The 25,458-nt window shown below is 64.4% G+C and carries 25 protein-coding genes; 14 read left to right on the top strand and 11 right to left on the bottom strand.

Features of this window, described 5'->3' with window-relative positions; all coding sequences use genetic code 11:
- Positions 1–29 precede the first annotated feature (29 nt).
- From ESZ60_RS02170 to ESZ60_RS02140, 7 genes are all read left to right on the top strand, one after another.
- Positions 30–1,409: an FAD-binding oxidoreductase gene (locus ESZ60_RS02170; RefSeq protein WP_134678775.1), complete on the top strand. Its 1,380-nt coding sequence runs from the start codon at positions 30–32 to the stop codon at positions 1,407–1,409.
- 115 nt (positions 1,410–1,524) lie between these two features.
- Complete coding sequence (locus ESZ60_RS02165) at positions 1,525–2,313, top strand: glycoside hydrolase family 25 protein (RefSeq protein ID WP_134678774.1); 789 nt, start codon at positions 1,525–1,527, stop codon at positions 2,311–2,313.
- A 26-nt stretch (positions 2,314–2,339) separates the two neighbouring features.
- Positions 2,340–2,945, top strand: a complete 606-nt coding sequence (locus tag ESZ60_RS02160; RefSeq protein WP_245155549.1) for a CPBP family glutamic-type intramembrane protease — start codon at positions 2,340–2,342, stop codon at positions 2,943–2,945.
- A 60-nt stretch (positions 2,946–3,005) separates the two neighbouring features.
- Positions 3,006–4,781, top strand: coding sequence for an aspartate--tRNA ligase (aspS, locus tag ESZ60_RS02155; RefSeq protein WP_134678772.1), 1,776 nt, complete (start codon positions 3,006–3,008; stop codon positions 4,779–4,781).
- A 146-nt stretch (positions 4,782–4,927) separates the two neighbouring features.
- Positions 4,928–6,295: a DUF1800 domain-containing protein gene (locus tag ESZ60_RS02150; RefSeq protein ID WP_134678771.1), complete on the top strand. Its 1,368-nt coding sequence runs from the start codon at positions 4,928–4,930 to the stop codon at positions 6,293–6,295.
- 9 nt (positions 6,296–6,304) lie between these two features.
- Positions 6,305–7,486, top strand: a complete 1,182-nt coding sequence (locus ESZ60_RS02145; protein ID WP_134678770.1) for a DUF1501 domain-containing protein — start codon at positions 6,305–6,307, stop codon at positions 7,484–7,486.
- Between the two features lie 23 nt (positions 7,487–7,509).
- Positions 7,510–8,226, top strand: coding sequence for a GNAT family N-acetyltransferase (locus ESZ60_RS02140; protein ID WP_134678769.1), 717 nt, complete (start codon positions 7,510–7,512; stop codon positions 8,224–8,226).
- On the opposite strand, the gene ESZ60_RS02135 is transcribed toward ESZ60_RS02140, so the two are convergent.
- Complete coding sequence (locus ESZ60_RS02135; protein WP_134678768.1) at positions 8,193–8,924, bottom strand: response regulator transcription factor; 732 nt, start codon at positions 8,922–8,924, stop codon at positions 8,193–8,195. The two genes, ESZ60_RS02140 and ESZ60_RS02135, sit on opposite strands and share 34 nt — an antisense overlap.
- A 146-nt stretch (positions 8,925–9,070) precedes the next feature.
- Here ESZ60_RS02135 and mce point away from each other — a divergent pair, with 146 nt between their 5' ends.
- Positions 9,071–9,475, top strand: a complete 405-nt coding sequence (mce, locus tag ESZ60_RS02130; RefSeq protein WP_134678767.1) for a methylmalonyl-CoA epimerase — start codon at positions 9,071–9,073, stop codon at positions 9,473–9,475.
- Positions 9,475–9,735, top strand: coding sequence for a DUF1467 family protein (locus ESZ60_RS02125; protein ID WP_134678766.1), 261 nt, complete (start codon positions 9,475–9,477; stop codon positions 9,733–9,735). Before mce ends, ESZ60_RS02125 begins: the two co-directional genes overlap by 1 nt.
- Here the strand turns inward: ESZ60_RS02125 and ESZ60_RS02120 are convergent.
- Together ESZ60_RS02120 and ESZ60_RS02115 are read right to left on the bottom strand one after the other, a co-directional pair.
- Positions 9,732–10,415, bottom strand: coding sequence for an EI24 domain-containing protein (locus tag ESZ60_RS02120; RefSeq protein ID WP_134678765.1), 684 nt, complete (start codon positions 10,413–10,415; stop codon positions 9,732–9,734). The two genes, ESZ60_RS02125 and ESZ60_RS02120, sit on opposite strands and share 4 nt — an antisense overlap.
- Positions 10,415–10,981, bottom strand: a complete 567-nt coding sequence (locus ESZ60_RS02115; RefSeq protein WP_134679000.1) for a nitroreductase family protein — start codon at positions 10,979–10,981, stop codon at positions 10,415–10,417. Before ESZ60_RS02115 ends, ESZ60_RS02120 begins: the two co-directional genes overlap by 1 nt.
- Positions 10,982–11,124: 143 nt before the next feature.
- Here ESZ60_RS02115 and ESZ60_RS02110 point away from each other — a divergent pair, with 143 nt between their 5' ends.
- A complete protein-coding gene (locus ESZ60_RS02110; protein WP_134678764.1) occupies positions 11,125–11,373 on the top strand; it encodes a DUF167 domain-containing protein in 249 nt (82 codons plus the stop codon).
- Here ESZ60_RS02110 and ESZ60_RS02105 read toward each other — a convergent pair.
- Positions 11,370–11,624, bottom strand: coding sequence for a hypothetical protein (locus ESZ60_RS02105; RefSeq protein WP_134678763.1), 255 nt, complete (start codon positions 11,622–11,624; stop codon positions 11,370–11,372). The two genes, ESZ60_RS02110 and ESZ60_RS02105, sit on opposite strands and share 4 nt — an antisense overlap.
- 146 nt (positions 11,625–11,770) lie before the next feature.
- Between ESZ60_RS02105 and ESZ60_RS02100 the strand changes: the two genes are divergently transcribed.
- Both ESZ60_RS02100 and ESZ60_RS02095 read left to right on the top strand, forming a co-directional pair.
- Positions 11,771–12,520, top strand: a complete 750-nt coding sequence (locus tag ESZ60_RS02100) for a M48 family metalloprotease (RefSeq protein WP_134678762.1) — start codon at positions 11,771–11,773, stop codon at positions 12,518–12,520.
- A 261-nt stretch (positions 12,521–12,781) separates the two neighbouring features.
- The gene (locus tag ESZ60_RS02095) at positions 12,782–13,126 is read left to right on the top strand and encodes a hypothetical protein (RefSeq protein WP_134678761.1); all 345 of its coding nucleotides are present in this window, start codon (positions 12,782–12,784) and stop codon (positions 13,124–13,126) included.
- 4 nt (positions 13,127–13,130) lie between these two features.
- On the opposite strand, the gene ilvN is transcribed toward ESZ60_RS02095, so the two are convergent.
- The 3 genes from ilvN to ESZ60_RS02080 all read right to left on the bottom strand — a co-directional run bounded on the left by ilvN (position 13,131) and on the right by ESZ60_RS02080 (position 16,477).
- Complete coding sequence (gene ilvN, locus ESZ60_RS02090) at positions 13,131–13,691, bottom strand: acetolactate synthase small subunit (protein WP_134678760.1); 561 nt, start codon at positions 13,689–13,691, stop codon at positions 13,131–13,133.
- A 25-nt stretch (positions 13,692–13,716) separates the two neighbouring features.
- Complete coding sequence (locus tag ESZ60_RS02085) at positions 13,717–15,474, bottom strand: acetolactate synthase 3 large subunit (protein WP_134678759.1); 1,758 nt, start codon at positions 15,472–15,474, stop codon at positions 13,717–13,719.
- Between the two features lie 169 nt (positions 15,475–15,643).
- Positions 15,644–16,477 (bottom strand): arginyltransferase, encoded by an 834-nt coding sequence (locus ESZ60_RS02080; protein ID WP_134678758.1) that lies wholly within the window; start codon positions 16,475–16,477, stop codon positions 15,644–15,646.
- A 269-nt stretch (positions 16,478–16,746) separates the two neighbouring features.
- On the opposite strand from ESZ60_RS02080, the gene ESZ60_RS02075 reads away from it, so the two are divergent.
- A complete protein-coding gene (locus tag ESZ60_RS02075; RefSeq protein ID WP_134678757.1) occupies positions 16,747–19,563 on the top strand; it encodes a [protein-PII] uridylyltransferase family protein in 2,817 nt (938 codons plus the stop codon).
- Positions 19,564–19,578: 15 nt separating this feature from the next.
- On the opposite strand, the gene ESZ60_RS02070 is transcribed toward ESZ60_RS02075, so the two are convergent.
- Positions 19,579–21,654, bottom strand: coding sequence for a glycosyltransferase (locus tag ESZ60_RS02070; RefSeq protein WP_342365224.1), 2,076 nt, complete (start codon positions 21,652–21,654; stop codon positions 19,579–19,581).
- 248 nt (positions 21,655–21,902) lie between these two features.
- Complete coding sequence (carA, locus tag ESZ60_RS02065; RefSeq protein ID WP_134678756.1) at positions 21,903–23,048, bottom strand: glutamine-hydrolyzing carbamoyl-phosphate synthase small subunit; 1,146 nt, start codon at positions 23,046–23,048, stop codon at positions 21,903–21,905.
- 165 nt (positions 23,049–23,213) lie between these two features.
- Between carA and ESZ60_RS02060 the strand changes: the two genes are divergently transcribed.
- Entirely contained in the window at positions 23,214–23,678 is a 465-nt protein-coding gene (locus ESZ60_RS02060; RefSeq protein WP_134678755.1) for a GatB/YqeY domain-containing protein, read from the top strand.
- Positions 23,679–23,875: 197 nt separating this feature from the next.
- On the opposite strand, the gene ESZ60_RS02055 is transcribed toward ESZ60_RS02060, so the two are convergent.
- Together ESZ60_RS02055 and ESZ60_RS02050 are read right to left on the bottom strand one after the other, a co-directional pair.
- On the bottom strand, positions 23,876–24,217 hold the full coding sequence (locus tag ESZ60_RS02055; protein WP_134678754.1) for a carboxymuconolactone decarboxylase family protein: 342 nt from the start codon (positions 24,215–24,217) through the stop codon (positions 23,876–23,878).
- 78 nt (positions 24,218–24,295) lie between these two features.
- Entirely contained in the window at positions 24,296–25,438 is a 1,143-nt protein-coding gene (locus ESZ60_RS02050; RefSeq protein ID WP_134678753.1) for an alpha-D-ribose 1-methylphosphonate 5-triphosphate diphosphatase, read from the bottom strand.
- Positions 25,439–25,458 lie beyond the last annotated feature (20 nt).

The raw sequence follows: 25,458 nt of genomic DNA, 5'->3' as shown, positions 1-25,458 counted from the left end.
CAACCACCGAATGCTGTGAGGAGGACAGAATGCCGATACCCGATCAGGCCGCCGCTGCGCTGGGCCAATTGCTCGGCGCACGCTTTTCCCAATCCCAGGCCGATCGCGACCTGCACAACGAATCCGAAACCTTTCACCGCGCGCTACCGCCCGAGGCCGTGGTCTGGCCGGTTTCGACCGAGGAGGTCTCGGCGGTGATGCGGATCTGCCACCAGCATCGCGTGCCGGTGATCGGCTGGGGCACCGGAACGTCGCTCGAGGGCCATGCGCTCGCCACGCAAGGCGGCATCGTCATGGACCTTATGAAAATGGACCGCGTGCTGGAGGTCCGAGCCGAAGATCTGCAGGTCTCGGTCCAGCCCGGCGTCACCCGCGAGGCGCTGAACCTTGAATTGCGCGCGACGGGGCTGTTCTTTCCGGTCGATCCGGGCGCCAATGCCAGTCTGGGCGGGATGGCCGCGACCCGGGCCAGCGGGACGGCGGCGGTGCGCTACGGCACGATGCGCGACAATGTTCTGGCGCTCGAGGTGGTGCTGGCCGATGGCACGGTCATCCGCACCGGCACGCGGGCCGCGAAATCCAGCGCGGGCTATGACCTGACGGGATTGTTCGTCGGCTCCGAGGGCACGCTCGGCATCATCACCGAACTGACCCTGCGCCTGCATGGCCAACCCGAAGAGGTTGCCGCAGCGGTCTGCGCCTTTGCCACGCTGGAAGCGGCGGTCGAATGTGTCACCGCGACCATCCAGTCGGGCATTCCGATGGCCCGGATCGAATTCGTCGATGGTGATGCGGCCCGGGCCTTCAACCAATATTCCGGCAGCCAGTTGCATGAGGGGCCGCATCTGATGGTCGAATTCCACGGCTCGCCGACCTCGGTCAAGGACGATGCCGAACGGTTCGGGGAACTGGCCTCCGAATTCGGTGGCAAGGGCTTTGACTGGGCGACGACGCCCGAGGCGCGCGCTGCCCTGTGGAAGATGCGGCACGGCGCTTATCGCGCCTGTCTGGCCCTGCGCCCGGGCGCGACCGCAGTCGTCACCGATGTCTGCGTGCCGATGTCGCATCTGGCCGAGGCGGTCGCCGCCGCTGCCGCCGATATCCGGTCCGAAGGGCTTCTGGGGCCGATGGTGGGCCATGTCGGAGACGGAAACTTCCACTCGCAGCTACTGATCATGCCCGACAATGCCGAAGAACTGGCCGCCGCCAAGCGCGTCGCCCTGCGCATGGCCGAGCGCGCGCTGGCCGTGGGCGGCACGATCACCGGAGAGCATGGCGTGGGCATCGGCAAGCGCCCCCTGATGCATGCCCAGCACGGCGCGGCGATCGGGGTCATGTCGGCGATCAAGGCGGCGCTCGACCCCGAGAACATCATGAATCCCGGCAAGCTGATCCCGGAGCCCATCTGACCCGAGGAATGCGACCCTGACGCTTTCGTGACCGTCACGCCATCGTGACAGAAACCTGCGCCTTTGCGATAAAGACCTCAAGCGCCGGATACACGGGCGAGGGTAAGGGGCAGTCATGAAATTTCTGGGCAGAGTACTGGGTATCCTTCTGGTCGTCGCGCTGGCGGCCTGTGGAGGGGGTGGAACGCGGGCGCCGAAGGCGGTGGTGACGGGCGCGGGGGCGGGGCCGAAATTCGGCGATTCCGCGCCGCATGCCTGGGTCGGGGGGCATCCCTATGACCACATGGTCCATGGCATCGACATCTCGCGCTATCAGGGGGATATCAACTGGGCGCAGGTGAGGGGCTCGGGGATCAGCTTCGCCTTCATCAAGGCGACCGAGGGCGGGGACCATGCCGATCCGAATTTCCGCCGCTACTGGGCCGAGGCGGCGCAGGCCCGCATTCCCCGCGGTGCCTATCATTACTTTTACTTCTGCCGCTCCGGGTCGCAGCAGGCGGCCTGGTTCATCGCCAATGTTCCACGTGAACGCGGGGCGATGCCGCCGGTGATCGACCTTGAATGGACGGCCTCCAAGACCTGTCCGCGCCGCCCGCCAAGCCATGAGGTTCTGCGCGAGGCGAAAATCTTCAAGGACATCCTGCATCGCCATTACGGCCAACGGCCGATCATCTACACCACGGTCGATTTCTACCGCGACAACAATCTGGCCTCCTGGCCCGAAGAATTCTGGCTGCGCTCGGTCGCGGGCCATCCGCGCATCGTCTATCCCGGCCAGCGCTACAGCTTCTGGCAATATTCCGGCACGGGGATCGTGCCTGGCATCCGGGGCAATGTCGATCTGAACGTCTTTGACGGCAGTCCGGCCCAGTGGCGCCTATGGCTTCAGCGCCGACTGCAATAAGACGGCAAAGGCTTTGGGCCGAATTTGTGGCGCTCTATTTAGGGGCGCCACTTGCCATCGCGCTGTTCATGCCGGGGCATCTGCTTTTCGAGGCGCTTGCCCTGTTCAGCCTTGTCGGCCTCGGGCTCCTGTGGCGCACCGGAGGCTTTGACTGGCACAGCCTGGTGCGGGGCTGGTCGCGCCTGCCCTGGCGCGAGATTGCCGGAATGGCGCTCATCACCTTTGCCCTGGGCGTCGCGATTTTATGGTTCGGGCGCTCGGGCGCGCTTTTCAACATGCTGAAGAACCGCCCCGAGTTTCTGCTGGTGGTCTGGTGTTTTTACCCGATCCTCTCGGCACTGCCGCAAGAGTTGATCTTTCGCCCGCTCTTCTTTCACCGCTACGCGGCGCTGTTGCCGCAGGGCAGGGGCGCGATTGCGCTGAATGCCGGGATCTTCGCCTTTGCGCATCTGATGTATTGGTCGTGGATCGTGGCCGCCCTGACCTTTTTGGGCGGCTGGTTCTTTGCCCGCGCCTATCTGCGCTTTGGCTTTCCGGCGGCTTGGCTTTTGCATGCCGTGGCGGGAAACGTGCTGTTCACCGTGGGAATGGGCGCCTATTTCTACTCGGGCAACGTCGTGCGACCCTTCTAGAACTTGACTTCCTTGGTCTGGCGCGCTTGATGCGGGCGCTGAAACCAAGGGGAAATCAAGATGAGCGTCTATCGCAGCCATACCTGCGGCGAGCTGACCGCCGCGAATGCCGGGTCCGAAATCCGTCTGTCCGGCTGGGTCCACAGGGTCCGGGATCACGGCGGCGTGCTGTTCATCGACCTGCGCGACCATTACGGCATCACCCAGGTCATCGCCGACAGCGACTCGCCCGCATTCGCCGGGCTCGAGAAGCTGCGCGCCGAGACTGTCATCCGCATCGACGGCAAGGTCAAGCTGCGCGACGCCTCGCTGGTGAACCCGAAGCTGCCGACCGGCGAGATCGAGGTCTATGCCACCGACATGGAAGTGCTGGGCGCATCCGACGACCTGCCGCTGCCGGTCTTTGGCGATCAGGACTATCCGGAAGAAACCCGCCTGACCTATCGCTTCCTCGACCTGCGCCGCGAGACGCTGCACAACAACATCATGCTGCGCTCGAAGGTCGTGCGCTCGATCCGCAACCGCATGTGGGATCAGGGCTTCACCGAGTTCCAGACGCCGATCATCACCGCATCCAGCCCCGAAGGCGCGCGCGACTTCCTCGTGCCCTCGCGTCTGCATCCGGGCAAGTTCTACGCGCTCCCGCAAGCGCCGCAGCAGTTCAAACAGCTGATCATGGTTGCGGGCTTCGACAAGTATTTCCAGATCGCGCCCTGCTTCCGCGACGAAGATCCGCGCGCCGACCGCTCGCCGACGGACTTCTACCAGCTTGACCTTGAGATGTCCTTCGTCGAGCAAGAGGACGTCTTCGCCGCGATCCAGCCTGTCATTCAGGGCCTGTTCGAGGAATTCGGAAATGGTCGCCGCGTCGACACCGAATGGCCGCGCATTCCCTATGCGGAATCGATGCTGAAATATGGCAGCGACAAGCCGGACCTGCGCAACCCGATCGAGATGCAGATCGTCTCGGATCACTTCCGCGACTCTGGCTTCGCGATCTTCGCGAAGCTGCTTGAGCAGGAAGGCACCGAGGTTCGCGCGATCCCGGCCCCGACCGGTGGTTCGCGCAAATTCGCCGACCGCATGAACGCCTTTGCCCAACAGCAGGGTCTGCCGGGCATGGGTTACATCTTCTGGCGCAAGGCCGAGGATGGCTCGACCGAGGCCGCCGGCCCGATCGCCAAGGCGCTGGGTGCTGAAAAAACCGAAGCCATCCGCATCCAGCTTGGTCTGGGTGAGGGCGACGCCGCCTTCTTCCTCGGCGGCAAGCCCGAGAACTTCGAGGCCGTCGCTGGCCGCGCCCGCAACGAGATCGGCAAGGAACTGGGCCTGACCGACGAAGGTCAGTTCAAATTCGCCTGGATCGTCGATTTCCCGATGTACGAGAAGGGCGACGATGGCCGCATCGACTTCAGCCACAACCCGTTCTCGATGCCGCAGGGCGGCCTCGACGCGCTGTCGGGCGACCCGCTGAGCGTCAAGGGCTACCAGTACGACCTCGCCTGCAACGGCTATGAGCTGATCTCGGGCGCGATCCGGAACCACAAGCCGGAGATCATGTTCAAGGCCTTCGAACTGGCCGGCTACGGCCATGACGAGGTCGAGAAGCGTTTCGGCGGCATGGTCAAGGCTTTCCGCTATGGCGCTCCGCCCCACGGTGGTTGTGCTGCGGGCATCGACCGTATCGTCATGCTGCTGGCCGATGAGCAAAACATCCGCGAGGTCATCATGTTCCCGATGAACCAGCGCGCCGAGGACCTGATGATGGGCGCACCGTCCGAGCCCACCAATGAGCAGATGCGCGAATTGCGCCTGCGCAGCCTCCCGAAAGAGTGATTTCGGACAAGAACTTGAAACATGCCGAAAACCTTGGCGGTTTTCGGCAAATCCCTGCTGCAATGCAGCGCTGCCAAAAGCGTGAACTGAACCTGCGGCAGCTTCATGGCATAACGAGGCGAGTTGGATTTCGCTTCGGGTGACGCATGAACATCCCTTACCCCGAGATGGCAGCGATCAGGCTGGGTTTCGGCCTGTCGCCGCTGTCGCCGCCTCCCCAGACCGTCGATGAGGTTCTTGCCGGGCTCTCTTCCGTCGGGCCGGGCGCGGACGCGGTCAGCACCGAGATGGCGCGCGAGCAGGCGCTGAAATGGGACGCGTTGCGCAAGGCGCGCCGCGACACCGAGGACGGGCGCGAGATCTATCGCAAATATGACCGCGGGCTGGGACAGTTGCAGGTTCGCGACCTGCAGCGCCGTCTGGCCCGGGCAGTGGACGCGCACAGCGGGTTCGGCGAAAGGCTGGTGCAGTTCTGGACCGACCATTTCACGGTCAATCCGATGAATGGGTCGGGCAAGAACCCCCTTGTCATGGCCTTTGTGGACGAGGCGATCCGACCGCATGTCAATGGCCGGTTCGAGGACATGTTCGCGGCGGCGGACACGCATCCGATGATGCTGATCTATCTGAACCAGACGCAGAGCCGCGGGCCGAATTCGGCCGCGGCGCGGCGCAGGAAGGACAAGGGGCTGGGCCTGAACGAAAACCTTGCCCGCGAGGCGCTGGAACTGCATTCGATGGGGGTTGGCGCGCCCTATACGCAGGACGATGTGCGCGAGCTTGCGGAATTGCTGACCGGGCTGAGCTACAGCCCCAAGGACGGTTTCGCCTATCGCCCTCAAATCGCCGAGCCGGGGGCCGAAACGGTTCTGGGGCGCAGCTACGGAGGAAAATCCGGCAGTTTCGAGGATATTCGCGCGGCTTTTCGCGATATTGCACGCCGCCCCGAGACCGCGCGCTACATGGCGCGCAAGCTCGCGGTGCATTTCGTTTCGGACAATCCCTCGGATGAGATGGTGGGGGCCCTTGCGGGTGCCTGGCAGGACAGCAATGGCGATCTGCCGCAGGTCTATCGTGTCCTGGCCGAGCATCCGGAACTGGCCGCGTGTTTTCGGCACAAGGTGCGCCAGCCCTTCGATCTGCTGGCCGCGGGGTTGCGGGCATTGGGGATGACCGGCGCGCAGGTCATGGATCTGAACTTCAAGAACCTCGCCCAGACCTGCTTTGACCCGATGATCCGCATGGGGCAAAGGTGGTGGCGACCGAATGGCCCGGATGGCTGGCCCGAGGCGCCCGAGGCATGGCTTGCGCCGCAACTGCTGGCGGCCCGGATCAGCTGGTCGATGACCATGCCCAGGCGGATGCTGGAGCGCGTGCCCGATCCGCGCGAATTCCTGGGCACCGCGCTCGGCGGGACCGGTTCCGAGGCGCTGGCCTGGGCCGTGCCCAAGGCCGAGAGCCAGGCCGAAGGCGTCGGGCTGGTCCTGGCTTCGACCGATTTCAACCGCCGATAGGAGGCTCTTATGATCTCGCTCAACCGGCGTCTGTTCATGAAATCCGCCGCGCTGATCGGATGCTCAGCCGCGGCCCATCCGCTGATGACCTCGATCACCTTCGCGGCCTTGCCTACGGATAACCGGCTGGTGGTGATTATCCTTCGCGGCGCGATGGATGGGCTGGACGCCATCCAGCCCTATGGCGATCCCATGCTGGCCAAGCTGCGCAGCACCGTCTCGGTCGGGCCGGGGCAGGGGGCGCTGGATCTGGACGGGTTCTATGCCCTCCATCCCAGCCTTGGCCCGCTGATGCCGCTTTGGCAAAAGGGCGAGTTGGCCTTTGCCCATGCCGTATCCACGCCTTACCGCGACAAGCGCAGCCATTTCGACGGGCAGGACCTGCTTGAGGCCGGGACGGGCAATGACCTTCCGATCGACTGGCGCGTGGGAGGCTGGCTGAACCGGCTTTTGCAGGCCATGCCACAGGCAACGGCCGAGACGGCCTATGCCGTCGGGCTGGAACAGATGAAGATCCTCAGCGGCCAGGCGGCGCATATGGGCTGGGCGCCCGATACGACGCTGGCCATGTCGCCCCAGGCGCAGATGCTGCTCGATCACGTCTATCACGACGACCCCCTGTTCCGCGAGGCCTCGCGCGACGCTTTCGGCATCGCGGATAGCGGCATCGAGACCGAGCGCGGCAAGGGGCCGACGGCCGATGCCATGGCACTGGGGGCATTCGCCGCGACCCGGCTGAATGAAACGGCGCGTATCGCCGCCTTTTCCATCGCCGGCTGGGACAGCCATGCCAATCAGGGAAAGGTCATTGCGGGGGCGCTCGACAAGCTCGCCGCGGCGATCCTCGCGCTGCGCGATGGGCTGGGCCAAAACTGGGGCAGCACCACCGTTCTGGCTATGACGGAATTCGGCCGGACCGTGCGCGAAAACGGATCGGGCGGGACGGATCATGGCACCGGCGGCGCGCTGATCATGGCCGGGGGCGCGGTCAAGGGTGGACGCGCCTATGGCGATTGGCCGGGTCTGGGCGAGGGGCAGCTCTATGCCGATCGCGACCTGATGCCGACGCGCGACATTCGCGCCTATGCCGCCTGGGCGATGCGGGGCCTTTTCGGTACCGGGACCGATGCGCTGGAACGTCAGATATTTCCAGGGCTTGAACTTGGCAGCGATCCGCAGATGCTGGCCTGATCGCTTTTGCCCAAGAGGCCCGAATGACCGACCGCCCGCTCGGCGCGACAGTGCCGGATTTCATGCCTCCGCCTCTGCCCGGACCCGTTCTGCATGGCCGGTTCGTCGAGCTTCAGCCGCTGGATCCGGCGCGCCATGCCGAGGATCTCTATCTGGCCAATCGCGGCCATGACGCCCTGTGGGATTATATGCCCTATGGACCGTTCCCGGACGCTGCGGCCTATCTGAGCTGGCAGAAATCCGTCGCGGGCAAGCCCGACCCGTTCTTCTATGCGATTTGCGCAGTGGGTACGGCCAAGGTCCAGGGGATCGCCTCGTTCCTGCGCATCGACCGAGCCAATGGCGTGATCGAGATCGGGCATATCCAGATCGCGCCCGCCTTTCAGCGCAGCCCCGGTAGCAGCGAGGCGCTCATGCTGATGATTGGCTGGGCCTTCGAGCAGGGCTATCGTCGGGTCGAGTGGAAATGCAATGCCCTGAACGAAGCCTCGATTCGGGCCGCCGGGCGATACGGTTTCAGCCCAGAGGGGACGTTCCGCCAGCATATGATCGTCAAGGGCCGGAACCGGGACTCTGCGTGGTTCTCGATCCTGGACAAAGACTGGCCGCTCTTGCGGCCCGTCTATGCGGCCTGGCTTGCGCCCGGGAATTTCCGTTCGGATGGCAGCCAGATCTCGCGCCTGTCCGAATTGACGCGCGAGGCGCTTCAGGCCCGGGGAGCCGCGGACAGCCGGTCGTGAACCATGGTGCTGATCCGCGCGAGATCCATTGCCAGGGGCTGGCCATCGGCATGGTCGCGGGCAAGGGCGATCGCCGCATCCTCGAGCGGGCTGTCATGGGCCGAACGCGCCACGCCCGCCAGAAACCGCGCGATGTAGTCGATGGCGCTGACATCATCGGCCATCGCGAGGATCTGGGCGACATGGGCCAGATCCTCGCGCAGGGGCGTCTCGTCCGGCGTGACCAGGTCATCGGGCAGGGATCGCGGCCCGGCGAGCCGTGCTTCGACCGGCAGCGCGGACAGGATTGCGTGCTGGAATTCGGCAAGGCTTTCGATGGGCTTGGCAAGGAAATTATCCGCCCCCGCCTCCAGCGCCGCCGCGCGATGCGCGCTGTCCCCCGAGATGCCCAGGATCACCGGAACCCGCGGGCTGGCCTGGCTCAGATCGCGGATCATCTCGAGCCCGTCGCCATCGGGCAATCCGATATCGACGATGATCGCGCCGGGCCGGTAGGTCTGCAGATGCTTCAGCGCCGAACGCATCGAATCGGCGCGCCGGATCCGCGCCCCCGAGCGCAGGCACAGGAGCCGCACCGCTTCCGAGGCGAATCTGGAATCTTCGACCACCAGAACGGTCAATCCGCTGAGCGGGCGGTCGGGCAATGCCGCGCGCCATACCGGAATTTCGGTCAGGTCCTTCGTCAGATCGTCCGTCATCGCCAGAATCCTTCAAAAGAGATAATCTCTTTCATCAAATTCGTCCGATTCGCCTAAGAAGTCGTTAACCGCGCCGGGCGGGGGCGATTTTCCTTTTCGCCCGCAAGCCTCCATCCTAAAAACAGCCGAAACAGGAGGAGAAACCGATGATCGGAAGGCTGAACCATGTCGCGATCGCCGTGCCCGATCTGGATGCGGCGGCGGCGCAATATGCCCAGACGCTCGGCGCAACGGTCGGTGCGCCGCAGGATGAGCCCGCGCATGGCGTGACGGTGATCTTTATCGACCTGCCCAATACCAAGCTGGAATTGCTGCATCCCTTGGGCGAGAACAGCCCGATCAGCGGCTTTCTGGAAAAGAATCCCGCAGGCGGCATCCATCACATCTGTTTCGAGGTCGAGGATATCCTGGCCGCGCGCGATCAATTGGCCTCGGAAGGTGCGCGCGTGCTCGGCTCGGGCGAGCCAAGGATCGGCGCGCATGGCAAGCCCGTTCTGTTCCTGCACCCCAAGGATTTCAACGGCTGCCTGATCGAGTTGGAGCAAGTCTGATGAATCTGACCGGAGGCATCGTCCTTTACGCCGTATTGTGGTTTTTGGTGCTCTTCGTCCTTTTGCCGATCGGACAGCAAAGCCAGGCCGATGTCGGCGCGGTGACGCCCGGCACGCCCGCGGGCGCACCGCATGAGCCGAAGCTGAAGCGCAAGATGATCTGGGCGACGCTGATCGCGGCCCTGATCTGGGCCGCGATCGCCTATGTCATTCTTGGCGGGGTCATCACCCGCGCCGATATCGAGAACTGGGCCGGTTAACGCCTCTGGCCCAGGTGGAACAGATGGGTGAATCCCGCCGCGGCAAGCACCGGGACGACGATGTTCAGAAACGGAACGCTCAGAAGCAGAGCGATCAGAACGCCAAGCATCGTCGCCTGCCGCCCCATGCGTCGGCGTTCAGCGCTGGCCTGCTGCGGATGCAGGTGACGCTGCGCCGCCATCTGCAGGAATTCGCGGCCAAGCAGCCAGCCATTGCCAAGATAGAACAGAACCGGACTGAGCGGCCCCAGAAATGGCGTGAGGGCAAGGCTGAGAATGCTGACCAGCAGAACCGCGCCCATGATCGCCACGGATTCCCTCAGCCCGTCCCAGAAGGGCACGGGCAGGCCCTTTGCGCCGGGATAATGGATCTCTTCGACCACCTCTGCGACCCGCTCGGCAAAGAGCCCCGCGAAACCGGCCGTGACCGGTGCCATCAGGAAAATCGACATCAGCGGAAACAGCAGCAGCGAGCCCCAGGACAGCGCATTGCCCAAGGGCAGGGTGCCGATCCAGGGCAGGGTCAATGTCTCGGGTGAAAAGGCGCGGATCGCCCAGAAGGCCCCGGCCTGAAGCAGCACGAACAGCAGAAGTGTCAGCGCCACGCCCAGGACCAGCACGCCGAAGATCCGAGTTCGGAACAGATCGCCCCAGGCTCGGGTCAGGCTGGTCAGGACCATTACAGAAACACCGTCTTTGCCGCGATATCGGGGCGCGGTCGCTCGGGCGGGGTCGCGCCGCGCTGACCGATATGCACAAGTCCGACGACTTGCTCGCCGGGTTCCACGCCCAGATGGGCTTCGGCAAATTCGGACTGGGTGGCCGTGCCGGAAAGCCATGCCGCACCATAGCCCGCGGCCAGCGCCGCATTCAGCAATTGCAGGCAGACCGCGCCCGAGGACATGACCTGTTCCCATTGGGGGATTTTGGGGCTAGCGACCGGGGTCGAGACGACGGCCACGATGACCGGGGAATCGAATGCCGAGCGGGCCTTTTCGACAGCCGCCTCATCCGCGCCAGAGGCGGCGACATATTCCGCCAGCAGCGGCGCGAGACGGTCGAGCGTCGCGCGCTCCAGCACGACGAAGCGCCAGGGTTCGAGCTTGCCGTGATCGGGCACGCGACCGGCAATCGAAAGCAGGTCGAGGATCTCCTCGCGCGTAGGGGGCGGGCCGGAAAGCAGTTTGGGCGGATGGGAGCGGCGGCTACGCAGGAAGGAAAGAGTTGCGGGATCGCTATATTGCACGAAGGACCTCGAAATCTGAATGGGCATTGTTTGGCATCCGAGATGCGCATCTGGGCTGCGGGGGTCAAGCCCCGTCGCCGATCCAGGACGGGCGGCATCGCGTTTCACTTGATCCGCCCGGCCAAAATGGGTTTGTGAAAGTCATGACCGATCTGACTGAATATGCCCGCAGCGGTGCCGAGATCGCCGTGCGCGTCACGCCCCGCGCTTCCCGCAATGCCCTGACGCTGGACGGCGACGTGATCCGCATCCATGTCACCGCCGTCCCCGAAGATGGCAAGGCCAATGCGGCGGTGATCAAGCTCTTGGCGAAAAGCCTGGGCGTGGCAAAGTCGCGACTGGTCCTGATCCGGGGCGCCAGCGCGCGCGACAAGGTGTTCCGGATCGACTAGCGCCGCTCGAGGCGATAGTTGCCCTCTGGCAGATTCAGCGCCGCCCGCAATTCGTCGAGCTGCTCGATGGTCAAGACGATCTGCGCCAGTTCGCCGGTGTCGGGGTCATATTGCTCGATGATGACCCGATCGTCGAAACTCTGGATGACGACATCCTCGTTCAGGGGACGGGTCGCCGCCCCGCTGCCCCGGGGCAGCTCGTCGACCAGAGTGATGACGGTCGCGTCGAATTCATGCTCGATGGTGAACATATCGGGCCTTTCTAGGCAGTTGCACCTCAACTTTCGCGTGAACCGCACGGCGGGGCAAGTCCGGGCCTTGGCGCGGCATATCGGCTGCGGGTAAAGTGGCGCGACGCGCGGAAGGCTCCGCCGGAATAGCAGGCGGGAGATCTGGCATGTCGAAAATTTGCAAGGCGATGGCTTTCGCGACCCTGACGCTGGCAGGATGCGCGGTTCAGCCCGGCTTGCCGCCTCAGGTGCCCGCGCGCCCCATGCCCGCCACGCCGGTTGCCACGCCCTCTTACGGCAGTGACGCGCGCAGCTCTGCACGGTCCTTCATCGAGGTGATCAACCGGATGGAGCCCGCCGTCGAGCGTGAATGCCTGCAACGGCGCACGCAGCCCATCAATTGCGACTTTCAGTTCATTGTCGATGATCGCTCTGGCCTCGAGCCCAATGCCTTTCAGACGGTGGACGAGCAGGGACGGCCGATCATCGGCTTTACTCTGTCCCTGATTGGTGAGGCCCGCAACGGGGACGAGTTGGCCTTTGTCGTCGGGCATGAGGCCAGCCACCACATCTTGGGCCATATCGACCGCAAGAGCAGCGCAGCCGCGATGGGGGCGGTGATCCTTGGAGGGCTGGCCAGCGCCTATGGCGGCAATCCCGACGCCATCGCCAGCGCGCAGAAGATGGGTGCGCAATTCGGCGCGCGCTACTATTCGAAGGATTGGGAACTCGAGGCCGATTATCTGGGCGCGATCATCACGCAGAACGCGGGCTATGATCCGGAACATGGCGCGCAGTTTTTCGCGCGTATCCCCGATCCCGGCGACCGAATTCTGGGCACGCATCCGTCGCGGGACGCGCGCATGCAGCAGGTCAGCCGGGCCGTGGCAGATTACCGCTCGGGTCGGGTGCGGTAAAAATAGCCAAAGACTGTGGCAAGGATGCAGCAGCCCTCTTGGCTGATGCGCAAGATTTTGTTATACAAGGAGAATATTCCACACCGGGACGCTTAAACGCAGATCGAACGATTTGGTTCCCAAGAAAATTAATTTAGGTTAACGCATCGGCGAGGAGTTGCTCGAAATATTCCTTCCTTGAGCGAAGATTTGCCAATACCCTCCCCTTCAGATTGTAGCGGTGGCCCGCCGAAAATGGGGCGCGATTACCGGGGGAATATTGTGATCGGAGTGATTTTATGGAGTGATCGCGCGAGAGAAAGCGCGATCATCTGGTGCGAGGACCATGCGGCGCTGGCCTATCTGCGCGGCCGGGAAAATCTGATCATCGAAGATCAATGGCCGGAAGTGGGAGATCTGGTCGAGCTTGAAAGCGAGTATGTCGCGGAACATCGTCTGGCACGACGTGTCTCGCTGATGTCGCCCAGACAGCGTCCCGACTTGCCGGGGCTCTTGCGTGAAATGGAGACGTCGCCACCCGGCAAGCCTGCCTTGCGTGTGGTCTCAGGTGGCGAAGGGCGGAAGAAGCCGCTCCCGCTGCCGCTGAAAGTGGCGGCCGCGGGATAATCCGTCAGATGCCGCGCGCCAGCGCGGCCACCCCGGTCCGGGCCAGGTCCGAAAGGCCCAAGGGGCGCATCAGTTCGGCGAAAGCGTCCAGTTTCTCGGGTGTGCCGGTCATTTCGAAGACAAAACTTTCCAGCGTCGAATCTACGACATTCGCGCGAAAAATCTCGGCGATGCGCAGGGCCTCAACCCGTTTGTCCCCTTTTCCGGAAACCTTGAACAGACCCAGTTCGCGCTCGACGCTCGGCCCCTCGACAGTCAGGTCATGAACCTCATGCACCGGAATGATGCGGCCCAGTTGCGCCTTGATCTGCTCGATCACCGCGGGCGTGCCGCGGGTCACGATGGTGATGCGCGAGCGATGGCCCAGATGGTCCACCTCGGCCACGGTCAGGCTGTCGATGTTGAAGCCGCGCCCCGAGAACAGACCGATGACGCGGGCGAGCACGCCCGCCTCGTTATCGACCAGCACCGCGAGGGTATGGCTTTCGATCACTTGGGCGTTCGGGTCGCGCAGGTCATAGGCCGAATGGCTTGACGCGCCCTGTTCGATTTTCAATGCCGCCATGTTCTTGAATTCCTTGTCTTGAATCTCAGACCAGCGCGCCGCCGGCACCCACGATGGCGTCCTCGGTCGAGGCTTCGCCCAGAATCATCTCATTGTGCGGCTTGCCCGAGGGGATCATCGGGAAGCAGTTCTCGTGCTTCTCAACCATCACGTCGAGGATGAAGGGCCCGTCATATTCCAACATCTCCTGGATGGCGTCGTCCAGGTCCGCCGGGTCGCTGACCAGCCGGCCCTTGCAGCCGAAGGCCTCGGCCAGCTTCACGAAATCGGGCAGGCTCTCGGACCAGCTCTGGCTGTAGCGCTCGCCATGCAGGAGCTGCTGCCATTGCCGCACCATGCCCAGGCGCTCGTTGTTCAGGATGAACTGCTTGACCGGGGCGCGGAACTGCACGGCGGTGCCCATCTCCTGCATGTTCATCAGCCAGGAGGCTTCGCCCGCGACATTGACGACCAGCGCCTCGGGATGGGCGACCTGCACGCCGATCGAGGCCGGCAGGCCATAGCCCATGGTGCCCAAGCCTCCGCTTGTCATCCAGCGGTTCGGATCCTCGAAATGCAGGAATTGCGCGGCCCACATCTGGTGCTGGCCGACCTCGGTGGTGATGTAGCGGTCCTTGCGATGCGCGGTCAGGGCCTGCAGGCGTTCCAGCGCGTGCTGCGGTTTGATGGTTTTTTCCGAATTGCGATAGGTCAGGCATTTCACAGCCTTCCATTGCTCGATCTGGGCCCACCATTTCCGGACCCCCTCGGCATTGGTCTTGCGGCCGCGGGCCTTCCAGACCTTCAGCATGTCCTCGAGCACATGGCCGACATCGCCGACGATCGGCAGGTCGACATGGATGACCTTATTGATCGAGCTCGAATCGATATCGATCTGAGCCTTGATCGAGTCAGGGCTGAAATCCTTGACGCGGCCGGTGATGCGGTCGTCGAAACGCGCGCCGACGGCGATCATCAGGTCGCAGTCATGCATCGCCATATTGGCCTCATAAAGGCCGTGCATCCCGAGCATCCCGATCCACTTGCCGCCCGAGGCCGGGTAGGCGCCCAAGCCCATCAACGTCGAGGTGATCGGGAAGCCGGTGGCCTCGACGATCTCGCGCAAAAGCTGGCTCGCGCCGGTACCGGAGTTGATGACGCCGCCGCCAGTGTAGAAGATCGGGCGCTCGGCTTTTTCCATCAGCTCGACAAGGCGCGTGATCGCGTCGAGATCGCCTTTTTTAGCGGGCTGATAGCTGGGCGTCTCGATCTGTTTCGGGCCGACATATTCGCCGGTGGCGAATTGCACGTCCTTCGGGATATCGACCAGCACGGGGCCGGGACGGCCCGAAGTCGCGACATGGAAGGCCTTGTGGATCGTCGCCGCCAGGTCGTCGGTCTCCTTCACCAGCCAATTATGCTTGGTGCAGGGGCGGGTGATGCCGACGGTATCGGCCTCTTGGAACCCATCCGTGCCGATCAGGAAGGTCGGAACCTGACCCGACAATACCACGAGCGGGATCGAATCCAGCAGCGCATCGGTCAGGCCGGTCACTGCATTGGTCGCGCCCGGACCCGAGGTCACCAGCACGACACCCGGCTTGCCGGTGGACCGCGCATAGCCCTCGGCCATATGGACCGCGCCCTGCTCGTGGCGGACCAGGATATGCTTGATGTCGTTTTGCTGGAAGATCTCGTCATAGATGGGTAGGACCGCACCACCCGGATAGCCGAATACAGTGTCGACGCCCTGATCCCGCAGAGCTTCGATCACCATTCTTGCACCGGTCATGCTACGAGACATGCCCATCCTCCATTCGCTGTTCCATGCGTTCCGTGCAGGCCCATGCCTGCCGCCGCGCCGCCGGAACCTAGGGGGAGCGCCCATGAGGGTCAATGCCGTTTCGCCAAGAAAATGACCGCATCGCGCAAAAAATTGAAACTTAATTTCCGCGAGTAGGGGATTCTTGAAACTAACGCTGCTTGATCGGCAGGTTGATGCGCGCCACCTGCTCGACAATCGGATCGATCGACAGCGGGTGGATGTCGGAATTGTGCTGATCCGGTTCGCCGATCGGCTGCCAGACGCCGCCTTTGTAGATCTCAAGCGACGAAAAGCGGGCCTTGTAATCCATCTTGCGGCTGCCCGGCACCCAATAGCCCAGATAGATGAAGGGCAGATCGGCCGCACGGGCCAGCGCGACATGATCGAGGATGACATAGGTCCCCAGGCTCGAATCCCGCAGCCTGGGGTCGTAGAAGCTGTAAACGAGGCTCAGCCCGTCATCCAGCACATCCGTGAGGCAGACCGCGATCAACTGATCGTCCTGCGAGGGCGGCCGCCCCGGTTCGCCCAGCCGATATTCGATGACCCGGGTGCGGACCGGAGTTTCCTCGATCATCGCGGCGAACTCGAAAATATCCATATCCGCCATCCCGCCATCGGCATGGCGGTCGTCGAGATAGCGGCGAAAGAGTTCGTATTGCTCTTCGGTTGCCCAGGCGCTGGTCGCTTGCCGGCGCAGGTTGTCATTGCGCCGCAGCACGCGGCGCTGCGTGCGCGAGGGCGCGAAATCCGCTACCCGGATCCGCGCCGACATGCAGGCGACGCAGCTTTCGCAGCTTGGCCGGTAAAGCACGTTCTGCGAGCGGCGGAAGCCCTGACGCGAAAGCGCATTGTTCAGATCATTGGCTGAATCGCCTGCAAGGGCGGTGAACAGCTTCCGCTCGGCCCGGCCATGCAGATAGGGGCAGGGTTGCGGGGCGGTGACATAGAATTGCGGGGCATGGGGCAGGGTATGCCGCATCAGGTGGACTCCACCCGTGCCCGGCCGGCGGCCTTGCTTCGAAAGGTGACGTATCTGGCCAGTCTTGCGCGCATCGGCGGAAATGCCCAAGCAGTTTACTCGGAGTGGAAGTCGGCAAAGCGTAACAACAGATCTCGGCGAGTCCAAGCACGGAAAAGGCGAACTGCGCGCAAGGGTCGCATCCTGCCCCGTCGAAGAATGCCGCCAGTCGGTGTGGTTCGCAACAGGGCTGCGATTGACCTTGCCGGGGCGGCGGATAGGCTGCGGATATGACACTTGCGCAGAAGATCACCCGATTTCCGATTCCCTTCGATCCGGCCCGCGGTCAGTCGGCCCTGGACCTGCTAGGACCACTTGCACCCGAAATGGCGGCGCTGGTTCGCGGTGCGGCAGGATGCAGCCCCTATCTGGCGGGCCTGATCGCGCATGAAAGCGGGTGGTTGACCGCCGCTCTGGCCCAAGAGGGGGTGGGGCAGCATGACATTGCGCATCGCGAAACCGCGGGCTTCGAGGCGCTTTCGGCCGAGGATCTCGGCCCGGCGCTGCGGCGTGCCAAGCGGCGCGTGGCGCTTTGGACCGCGCTTCTGGATCTGGCCGGGATCTGGTCGCTCGAAGCGGTGACGGGGGCGCTGACGGCGCTGGCCGATCGGGCCACAGACCTCGCATTGCGCGTCCATGTCGAGCAAGAGCGCGCCCGCGGCAAGCTGCCCCGGACCCAAAGCGAGGCCGGCGGCATCACCGCGCTCGCCATGGGCAAGATGGGTGCGGGCGAGTTGAACTATTCCTCGGATATCGACCTGATCGTGCTCTATGACGAGACGGCCTATGCACCAGAGGATCAATTCGATGCCCGGGCCGCCCTGATCCGCGCCACCCGCCGCGCGGCGGCGACGCTCTCGGACAATACCGATCAGGGTTACGTGTTCCGGACCGACCTGCGGCTGCGCCCCGATGCGGCGGTCACCCCGGTCTGCATGTCCATTGCCGCGGCGCTGGCCTATTACGAGGCCGAGGGTCGCACCTGGGAGCGCAGCGCCTATATCAAGGCGCGGCCCTGCGGCGGAAACCTCGCGGCAGGCGCGCGTTTTCTGCACGAATTGACGCCCTTTGTCTGGCGCAGGCATCTGGATTTCGCGACCATCCAGGACACCGAGGACATGCGCCGCCGTATCCGCGATCACAAGGGCCTGCATGGCCGGATCGAGGCTTTGGGCCATAACATGAAACTCGGTCGGGGCGGGATCCGCGAGATCGAGTTTTTTACCCAGACCCGCCAACTGATCGCCGGTGGCCGCGATCCGGATCTGCGCGTGCGGGGCACGGTCGAGGGGCTGGCGCGACTTGCCGCAAAGGGCTGGATCCCGCAGGATGTCGCCGAGGAACTGACCGCGCATTACCGCGCGCATCGCGAAGTCGAGCATCGTATCCAGATGGTGAATGATGCGCAGACCCATCTCTTGCCGCAGAGCGCCGAGGGTCTGGCCAATATCGCGCATATGATGGGCGCGGGCGATGTCGCGGCATGGTCGGACGGGATCGTTGCGCGGCTCGAACGCGTCGAGACCCTGACCGCGAGTTTCTTTGCAAATGAGAAGCAGAGGGAATTGCCGAAGCTTGCGCCAGAGGCGCAGGCGATGGTCGAGCGCTGGCGTTCCTATCCCGCCCTGCGCTCGCAGCGGGCACGCCAGGTCTTTGCCCGGATCGAATCTGATCTTCTGACCCGGCTGATCGGCAGCGATCATGGCCCGGATGCGCTTTTGCGCTTTGATGCGTTCCTTTCGGGCCTGCCGGCCGGCGTCCAGCTTTTCTCGCTCTTCGAGGCCAATCCGCAACTGATCGACCTGATCGCCGACATCTGCGGTGTCGCCCCCGGACTCGCCGCCTATCTGGCGCGGCATCCGGGTGTTCTCGACGCGGTGCTGGGGGGCAGCTTCTTTTCGCCCTGGCCGGGGGCAGAGGGCCTGCAGCACCAGTTGCAGTTTCATCTGAACCAGGCGGCCCAGGCCTCGGGCGGCAGCTACGAGCGCGCGTTGGACGAGGCCCGCCGATGGGCCCATGAATGGCAGTTCCGCACCGGGGTGCATCACCTTCGTGCCCTGATCGACGCAGAAGAGGCCGGCGCGCAATATGCCGATATCGCGGATGCGGTTCTGGTCACCCTGTTTCCGATCGTCAGCGCGGAATTCGCGCGCCGGCACGGTCCCCCGCCGGGGCGCGGGGCAGTTCTGCTCGGCATGGGTTCCTTGGGGGCGCGCCAACTCAATGCGGGTTCTGATCTGGACCTGATCGTGATCTATGATGCGGATGGGCAGGACACATCCGAAGGGGCAAAGCCCCTCGCGCCGCGCGCCTATTATGCCCGGCTGACCCAGGCGATGATCACGGCGCTGTCGGCGCCAAGCTCGGCCGGACGGCTTTATGAGGTCGATATGCGGCTGCGTCCCTCGGGGCGGCAGGGGCCGGTCGCGACCTCGATCCAGTCCTTCCGCACCTATCAGATGGACGAGGCCTGGACCTGGGAGCATCTTGCCCTGACGCGCGCGCGCGCTATCGCCTCATGTGGTGCGGATGGCGCGGGGCTGGCCCGGCAGGTCGAGGAACTGCGCGTCGAGGTCCTGTCCGCAAGGGGCGGCGATTCGCGGGTCCTTTCGGATCTGGCGGAAATGCGCAGACGCATCTTTGCCGCCAAGGCCCCGGATGGGGAATGGGAAGCCAAGATCGGTCGCGGCCGTCTGCAGGACATCGAATTACTGGCGCAATCCTTAGCGCTGCGATCCGGCGCGTCGCCCCGGGCGGTCGCCGCCCAGTTGCGGGCCGGGTCCCGCAGCGGGCTGATCGACCGCCATGCGGCGGAAACCCTGGCCTCGGCCCGGCGGTTTCTGTGGAACCTGCAATGCTCGGGCCGGCTTCTGACCGAGCGCCCCCTGAACATGGAAAATCTGGGGGCGGGCGGTCAGGCCTTCCTGCTGCGTGAAACCGGGATGGCCGATCTGGCCGGGCTGTCGGCGAGGCTGGCCGAGGTTGTGGACAGCGCCGGGGGGATCATCGACAGGACATTATCCCAGACCGAACCGGCCCAGACCTGAGCCCCGGGCGATCCGTCAACCGACCTGTCCGATCAGGTCGAGTTCAACCGGACCGGGGGCCAGGGGCTGGCGCCGCGGGGCTTGGGCTTTTCCTTGCATCGGGATGAGTCGGGCTTTTGGTGGGGCCTCTGCCGGGGCGGCGGGCGCGTCGCTCGCGGCATCATAGATCCCGTGCTGGGTCTTGTCCCAATAGAAGGGTTTTCGAATGATTTCGTGCATCGCCTTCCAGGCGGCAAGGCAGCCCAAGGGGAAATAAAGGTGCAGGCTCGGAACCCAGGGCCAGAGATGGCGATGCTCCTTCCCGCGCACCGCCCACGCCGCGATCACCATATTGAGAACCTCGGAGGCCAAGAAAAGCGCAAGCAAGACGGGGATGATACTCCCGGCCATATGCCCTTCGAGCATGCTGCGAACCGGATGCGGCCAGCTGGTGCAGAGCAGCCAGAAGCTCCAGAGCACGGGCGCCAGCAGATATTGCGAGACCGAGGCCGCAAGCTGGACCTGCAGCGCGAGGAAGCGGCGCGGGCCAAGATCGCGCCACAGGCCCACAGGATCGCGCATATGCACGCCCCAGGTCATCGCGAAGCCCTTGAGCCAGCGCGAGCGCTGCTTGATCCAGGGCAAGAGCCTGCAATTCGCCTCTTCATGGGTGATGCTGTCGAGCATCTCGGTGCGGTAGCCATGCCGCACGAGACGGACGCCCAGATCGGCATCCTCGGTCACGTTCCAGGCGTCCCAGCCGCCGACATTCTCCAGAAGCGCGCGGCGGAAAAACAGGGTCGTCCCGCCCAGCGGCACGACGAGGTTCAGAGCCGCCGCACCGGCCAAGGTGCCACGAAACCACGCCGCATATTCCAGCGTGAAGGCGCGCGCCAGCCAGTTGCTGCGGGGATTGTAATAATCGAGCACGCCTTGCAGGCAGGCGACGTCGGGCGCGGCTTCGTGAAATCCGCGGGCGACCTTGTGCAACTGGTCCGGCTCGGGCCGGTCCTCGGCGTCCCAGATCCCGACGATCTGCCCCCGGCAGAAATTCAATGCATAATTCAGCGCACGGGGCTTGGTCTGCACCGGCCCTTCGGGAACGGTCACCACCCGCATCCAGCGCGGCAGCATGGCGGTTTCCAATGCCGCGCAGGTCACCTTGTCCGTGGTTTCGACCACCAGAAGGATGTCCATCAACTCGCGCGGATAGTCGAGCTGTGCGAGGCGCGAGATCAACCGCTCGGCGATATTGGCCTCGGCGAACAGCGGCACCATGACCGAGATCACGGGAAGGGGGGCGGTCATTTGCGGGCGCGCAAGCCGTCCCGAGGCGATTTCGCGCCGGATCGCGCCTTCTGCCGAACTGCGCTTGAGGATCGCGGCAAAGCTGAAGAGCTTGAGCAACATCGAGGCAAAGAGCGTCAGCACCGCCCAGAGGGTCAGGACCGCGATCACCGCGCCGGGCTTGAACGCAAGGCCAAGCCCGGCCAGCGCGACAAGGGCGATCGCCAGGCGTCTGGTTTGCCGTTCATCGCGGGTCCGGCAACTGAACGCGCCGGGCAGCCGCGTTTCCGCCTGCCGGGCCAGCAGGGTGCGGCGGGTCTGCAAAAGCGCCTCGCGCGCGGCATTCTCGGAACAGAGAAGCATCCGGAACTCGCCCATATCCCGAGGCAGCCGTTTCTGCAGGTCTGCAAATTCGTCGGGCCGCGCGGTGGCGATATAGGTGACGCCGCCGACCCGCCGCCAGGGCACAACGCCTTTGGCCAGGCAGAAGCCGGCACCCAATGCGTCGATCAGGCGCGGGTCCGGCGGCATTTTCACCAGATCGATGATCGGAGCACGCCATTGCCGTGTCAGCGCCCGGAGCAGGGCCGGTTCCTCGACCCAGCCATTGGCAAGAAGGATTTCGCCCAGCCGGACGGATTGCCGCTGGCGCATCGCAAGCGCCTTGAGCAGGTCGCGCGGCTGGACGGCGCCATCCTCGATCAGCATCTGGCCCAAGGGGCGCTGATCGCGCGTGCTGACCACGCCAGCCTCTGTCACGCCCGAGGCCATGCCGTCGAGGGTCAGGTCGATCGGTTCTGTCGCAAGCGCGCGGATGCTGGCCATCGTGATTCCCGTCCTATGCGCCCCCTGTTTTCCCCGCGAAGGGTTAAGGACGGGTTAAGCATGGCCGTGCCGCTGCCGGACCACGCCAGAGAAAGCGCAACATTTCATAAAAATCAGCGGATTGAGCGCGATCCCGGAGGGTTTGACCAGAATGTGACGGAAAAGGCGGCCCCGTTACGTCCGGGGCCGCCCTGCATGCAGAATGGGAAACCGGCCCCGAAGGCGCGGTCCGCATCAAGGATATTACGTCAGCGGCGGGCGCGCATCGCCTCGGCGAAACGGTCGAAGAGATAGGCGCTGTCCTGCGGGCCGGGGCTGGCCTCGGGGTGATACTGGACCGAGAAAACCGGACGGTCGGTCATGCGCAGCCCGCAATTCGAACCGTCAAACAAGCTGACATGCGTCTCGATCACGCCTTCGGGCAGGCTTTGCGCATCGACCGCGAAACCGTGGTTCATCGAGGTGATCTCGACCTTGCCGCTTTCCACGTCGCGCACCGGATGGTTCGCGCCGTGATGACCGTGACCCATCTTCACCGTCTTCGCACCCAAAGCCAGAGCCAGCATCTGGTGGCCAAGGCAGATGCCAAAGATCGGCAGGTCCTTTTCGAGAAGCGAGCGGATCATCGGCACGGCATAGGCCCCGGTCGCGGCCGGATCGCCCGGACCGTTCGAGAGGAACACGCCCTCGGGCTCATGGGCCAGAACCTCCTCGGCGGTGGCGGTTGCGGGAAGCACGATGACCTCGGCGCCGCTTTGCGCCAGCGAGCGCAGGATATTGCGCTTCGCGCCGTAATCCAGCGCGACGACGCGGAAGGGTTTCTGCTCTTCGGTCTTGCCGAACTCGCCCGGCCAGGCCCAGAGGCCTTCGTCCCAGCGATAGCTTTGTGTGCAGCTGACCTCTTTGGCGAGGTCGAGCCCGACAAGGCCCTTCCAGTCGCGCGCCTTTGCGACCATGCGGGCAATGTCGAATTCGCCATTCGGATCATGCGCCAGAACGACATGCGGCGAGCCCTGCTGGCGGATGGCGCGGGTCAGGCGGCGGGTGTCGATGCCACCGATGCCGATGCGGCCACGCTTTTCCATCCATTCGACCAGATGGCTGGTGGCGCGCCAGTTCGAGGGCTCGGTCGGATCCCATTTCACCACGATGCCCGAGGCGACCGGCTCGGGGGCCTCGTCATCCTGCTCGGTCACGCCGGTATTTCCGACATGGGGAAAGGTGAAGGTTACGATCTGGCTTGCATAAGACGGATCGGTCATGATCTCTTGGTAGCCGGTCATCGCCGTGTTGAAGACCAGCTCGGCAACGACCTCTCCGGTGGCGCCGAAGCCCTGTCCGTAGAAAACGGTTCCGTCGGCAAGCGCAAGACATGCAGTCGGTTTCTGGGCCATCGTCACTCTCTCCGGGTAAATCGGCGGGAACCTAGTGTCAGCGCCCCTTGGCGTCAAGGTACGAGCTTGCGCCTTGGGGCAGAAGGAACCGCTGCGCCGGGGACGGGTTGACGCGGGAGGCGAAGACCCGGCAATACGCCGGTTCAGTCACAAAGCGAGGATCACATGGGATTGCGCGAACGCATCACGGCAGACACCAAAGAGGCGATGAAGGCCAAGGAATCGGCCCGGCTGTCGACCCTGCGGCTGATCTCGGCCGCGATCAAGGATCGTGAAATCGCCGCACGCAGCGAAGGCGGGGACGAAAGCGGGCTTTCGGATGCCGATCTGACCGCCATCCTCTCCAAGATGGTCAAACAGCGCCAGGAATCGGCCAAGGCCTATGAGGAAGGCGGCCGCCTGGAACTCGCCGAGCGTGAGCAGGACGAAATCAAGGTGATTCAGACCTATCTGCCGCGTCAGCTTACGGATGAGGAAGCCCGCGCCGCCATCGACAAGGTCATTGCCGAGCTGGGAGCCGATTCCATTCGCGACATGGGGCGGGTCATGGCCGAATTGCGCAACCGCCATGCCGGACAGATGGATTTCGGAGCGGTCGGTCCGCTGGTCAAGGACCGGCTGATGGCCTGAGCATGAATGCCGGGGGCGAGGCCAGGCCTCGCCCCCTCCTGTCGCCAGACCCCCTCAGATCCGGTTACGGGACCGGGCGGGAGAATGTCCGCCCATCCGTGGCATTGAGGCCCTTGTGCCAGCGAATCGCCCGGCTTTCCTTGACTCAGGTCAAGAAACGGGGGGATTTCGGCGGCTGCCGGGCCAATCCAGTGCCGTCAGGCCTTGGCCGCCAGTTCGTCCCAGCAGGCCATGGCATGACCCGCATACATCACGCCGGGCCCGCCGCTCATCTGGATCGCCATCGAGATGACGTCGCCCAGCTCTTCGCGCGTGCCTCCGGCCTTCATCAGCCCTTCCACGTGAAACAGGATGCAGGGCTCGCAGCGCTGCACGATCGCCATGCCAAGGGCGATCATCTCCTTGGTGCGGTAATCCAGCGTGCCGCTTTCCTTGGCCGCTTTGGACAGCGCGCCGAAGCCCTTCATCGTGTCGGGAATGGCGCGGTTCATCACGCGCAGTTCGTTGCGCATCTCTTCGATCTTGTCGGAATAGCTCATGGCAGCCTCTCGTCGATCCGCAGCCAGTATGGTGCAACGGACGGGAAAGGCGAAATGATCCAGATCAATCGGTTTGGGTCAGGCGCGCTCGCCGCGCACCCAGGTGCCGCGCGTGACCGGCCGCCCGGCCACCAGTCGGAAGCGCATGAGGTCGGCGCGCAGGCCGGGTGCGATGCGACCGCGATCGGCAAGCCCGCCAGCGCGGGCGGGGTTGGCGGTGACCGTGGCGATGGCGCGGGGCAAGTCCTCCCAGATCTCGGCCAGGATCATCGCGCCGCCCAGCAGCCCGGCCGGGACGTAATCCGAGGAGAGGATGTCGAGATGCCCGGTCCGCGCCAGTTCCGCGGCCGAGACATTGCCGGAATGCGATCCGCCGCGGATCAGGTTCGGCGCGCCCATCATCACCATGATGCCGTGATCGTGGCAGGCCTGCGCCGCTTCGCGCGTGGTCGGGAACTCTGCCAGCCGGACGCCATAACCGGCCGAGCGTGCGACATGTTCGGCCGTCGTGTCGTCATGGCTTGCCAGCACCGCGCCCAGGCGGTGCGCGACCTCGACCGCCGCCGCCTCATGCGCGTCGCCGTAACGGTCGCGCAGGGCCTGCATCCGCGCGACATGCTCGGCAAAGGCCTCGTCCGACAGCTTGTAGCGGCCCTGCACATATTGCGCGAGTTTCGAGATATCGCGGAATTGGCGCTGACCGGGCGTGTGATCCATCAGGCTGATGATGCCGACGCGGTCCTCGGGGCCGAATTCATCGAGTTCCGCGATCAGCGTCTCCGAGCAGACCTCGGCGCGCAGATGCAGCAGATGACTGATCCTGAGCGCGCCCTCGCGCCGCAGGTCGATCAACTCATGGGCCAGTTCACGGGCGTATTTCTCGTAATCCTGGTCTGGGCCGTCGCTCACCACCGATCCCACGCGCATCGCGTCAAAGACCGTCGTGATCCCGCATCCGGCAAGTTCCGCGTCATGCGCGACGATGGCCGCGGCATGGGGCCAATCCACGCCGGGGCGCGGACGCATGTGCCGTTCCAGATTGTCGGTATGCAATTCGACCATGCCGGGAGCCAGGAAATCGCCGCTCAGGTCGATGGCGCCCGGGGGCACGGTGTCGCCGCTGCGGATCTCGGTGATCAGGCCGTTCTCGACGATCAGGGCACCCGTCTGAACCGTATCGGGCAGGATCAGGCGGGCATTGGCAAGGACGGTCTGGGTCATTCGGGTCTTTCCGGCTCGAT

Origin of the sequence: Paracoccus ravus (genome assembly GCF_004522175.1) — a bacterium.
Lineage (GTDB): Bacteria > Pseudomonadota > Alphaproteobacteria > Rhodobacterales > Rhodobacteraceae > Paracoccus > Paracoccus ravus.
Note: the sequence above shows the minus strand (reverse complement) of the source record. Positions and strands in the feature narration are given on the sequence as shown.

What these genes read in the sequence shown, in the direction of transcription:
- ESZ60_RS02165 (WP_134678774.1), top strand. Translation starts at nt 1,525, where the DNA reads ATGAAATTTCTGGGCAGAGTACTGGGTATCCTTCTGGTCGTCGCGCTG.
- ESZ60_RS02120 (WP_134678765.1), bottom strand. Translation starts at nt 10,415, where the DNA reads ATGGTCCTGACCAGCCTGACCCGAGCCTGGGGCGATCTGTTCCGAACT.
- ESZ60_RS02105 (WP_134678763.1), bottom strand. Translation starts at nt 11,624, where the DNA reads ATGTTCACCATCGAGCATGAATTCGACGCGACCGTCATCACTCTGGTC.
- ESZ60_RS02055 (WP_134678754.1), bottom strand. Translation starts at nt 24,217, where the DNA reads ATGAGCTATTCCGACAAGATCGAAGAGATGCGCAACGAACTGCGCGTG.
- ESZ60_RS02070 (WP_342365224.1), bottom strand. Translation starts at nt 21,654, where the DNA reads ATGGCCAGCATCCGCGCGCTTGCGACAGAACCGATCGACCTGACCCTC.
- ESZ60_RS02075 (WP_134678757.1), top strand. Translation starts at nt 16,747, where the DNA reads ATGACACTTGCGCAGAAGATCACCCGATTTCCGATTCCCTTCGATCCG.
- ESZ60_RS02170 (WP_134678775.1), top strand. Translation starts at nt 30, where the DNA reads ATGCCGATACCCGATCAGGCCGCCGCTGCGCTGGGCCAATTGCTCGGC.
- ESZ60_RS02150 (WP_134678771.1), top strand. Translation starts at nt 4,928, where the DNA reads ATGAACATCCCTTACCCCGAGATGGCAGCGATCAGGCTGGGTTTCGGC.
- ESZ60_RS02125 (WP_134678766.1), top strand. Translation starts at nt 9,475, where the DNA reads ATGAATCTGACCGGAGGCATCGTCCTTTACGCCGTATTGTGGTTTTTG.
- mce (WP_134678767.1), top strand. Translation starts at nt 9,071, where the DNA reads ATGATCGGAAGGCTGAACCATGTCGCGATCGCCGTGCCCGATCTGGAT.
- ESZ60_RS02145 (WP_134678770.1), top strand. Translation starts at nt 6,305, where the DNA reads ATGATCTCGCTCAACCGGCGTCTGTTCATGAAATCCGCCGCGCTGATC.
- ESZ60_RS02135 (WP_134678768.1), bottom strand. Translation starts at nt 8,924, where the DNA reads ATGACGGACGATCTGACGAAGGACCTGACCGAAATTCCGGTATGGCGC.
- ESZ60_RS02060 (WP_134678755.1), top strand. Translation starts at nt 23,214, where the DNA reads ATGGGATTGCGCGAACGCATCACGGCAGACACCAAAGAGGCGATGAAG.
- carA (WP_134678756.1), bottom strand. Translation starts at nt 23,048, where the DNA reads ATGGCCCAGAAACCGACTGCATGTCTTGCGCTTGCCGACGGAACCGTT.
- aspS (WP_134678772.1), top strand. Translation starts at nt 3,006, where the DNA reads ATGAGCGTCTATCGCAGCCATACCTGCGGCGAGCTGACCGCCGCGAAT.
- ESZ60_RS02085 (WP_134678759.1), bottom strand. Translation starts at nt 15,474, where the DNA reads ATGTCTCGTAGCATGACCGGTGCAAGAATGGTGATCGAAGCTCTGCGG.
- ESZ60_RS02110 (WP_134678764.1), top strand. Translation starts at nt 11,125, where the DNA reads ATGACCGATCTGACTGAATATGCCCGCAGCGGTGCCGAGATCGCCGTG.
- ESZ60_RS02100 (WP_134678762.1), top strand. Translation starts at nt 11,771, where the DNA reads ATGTCGAAAATTTGCAAGGCGATGGCTTTCGCGACCCTGACGCTGGCA.
- ESZ60_RS02050 (WP_134678753.1), bottom strand. Translation starts at nt 25,438, where the DNA reads ATGACCCAGACCGTCCTTGCCAATGCCCGCCTGATCCTGCCCGATACG.
- ESZ60_RS02140 (WP_134678769.1), top strand. Translation starts at nt 7,510, where the DNA reads ATGACCGACCGCCCGCTCGGCGCGACAGTGCCGGATTTCATGCCTCCG.
- ilvN (WP_134678760.1), bottom strand. Translation starts at nt 13,691, where the DNA reads ATGGCGGCATTGAAAATCGAACAGGGCGCGTCAAGCCATTCGGCCTAT.
- ESZ60_RS02080 (WP_134678758.1), bottom strand. Translation starts at nt 16,477, where the DNA reads ATGCGGCATACCCTGCCCCATGCCCCGCAATTCTATGTCACCGCCCCG.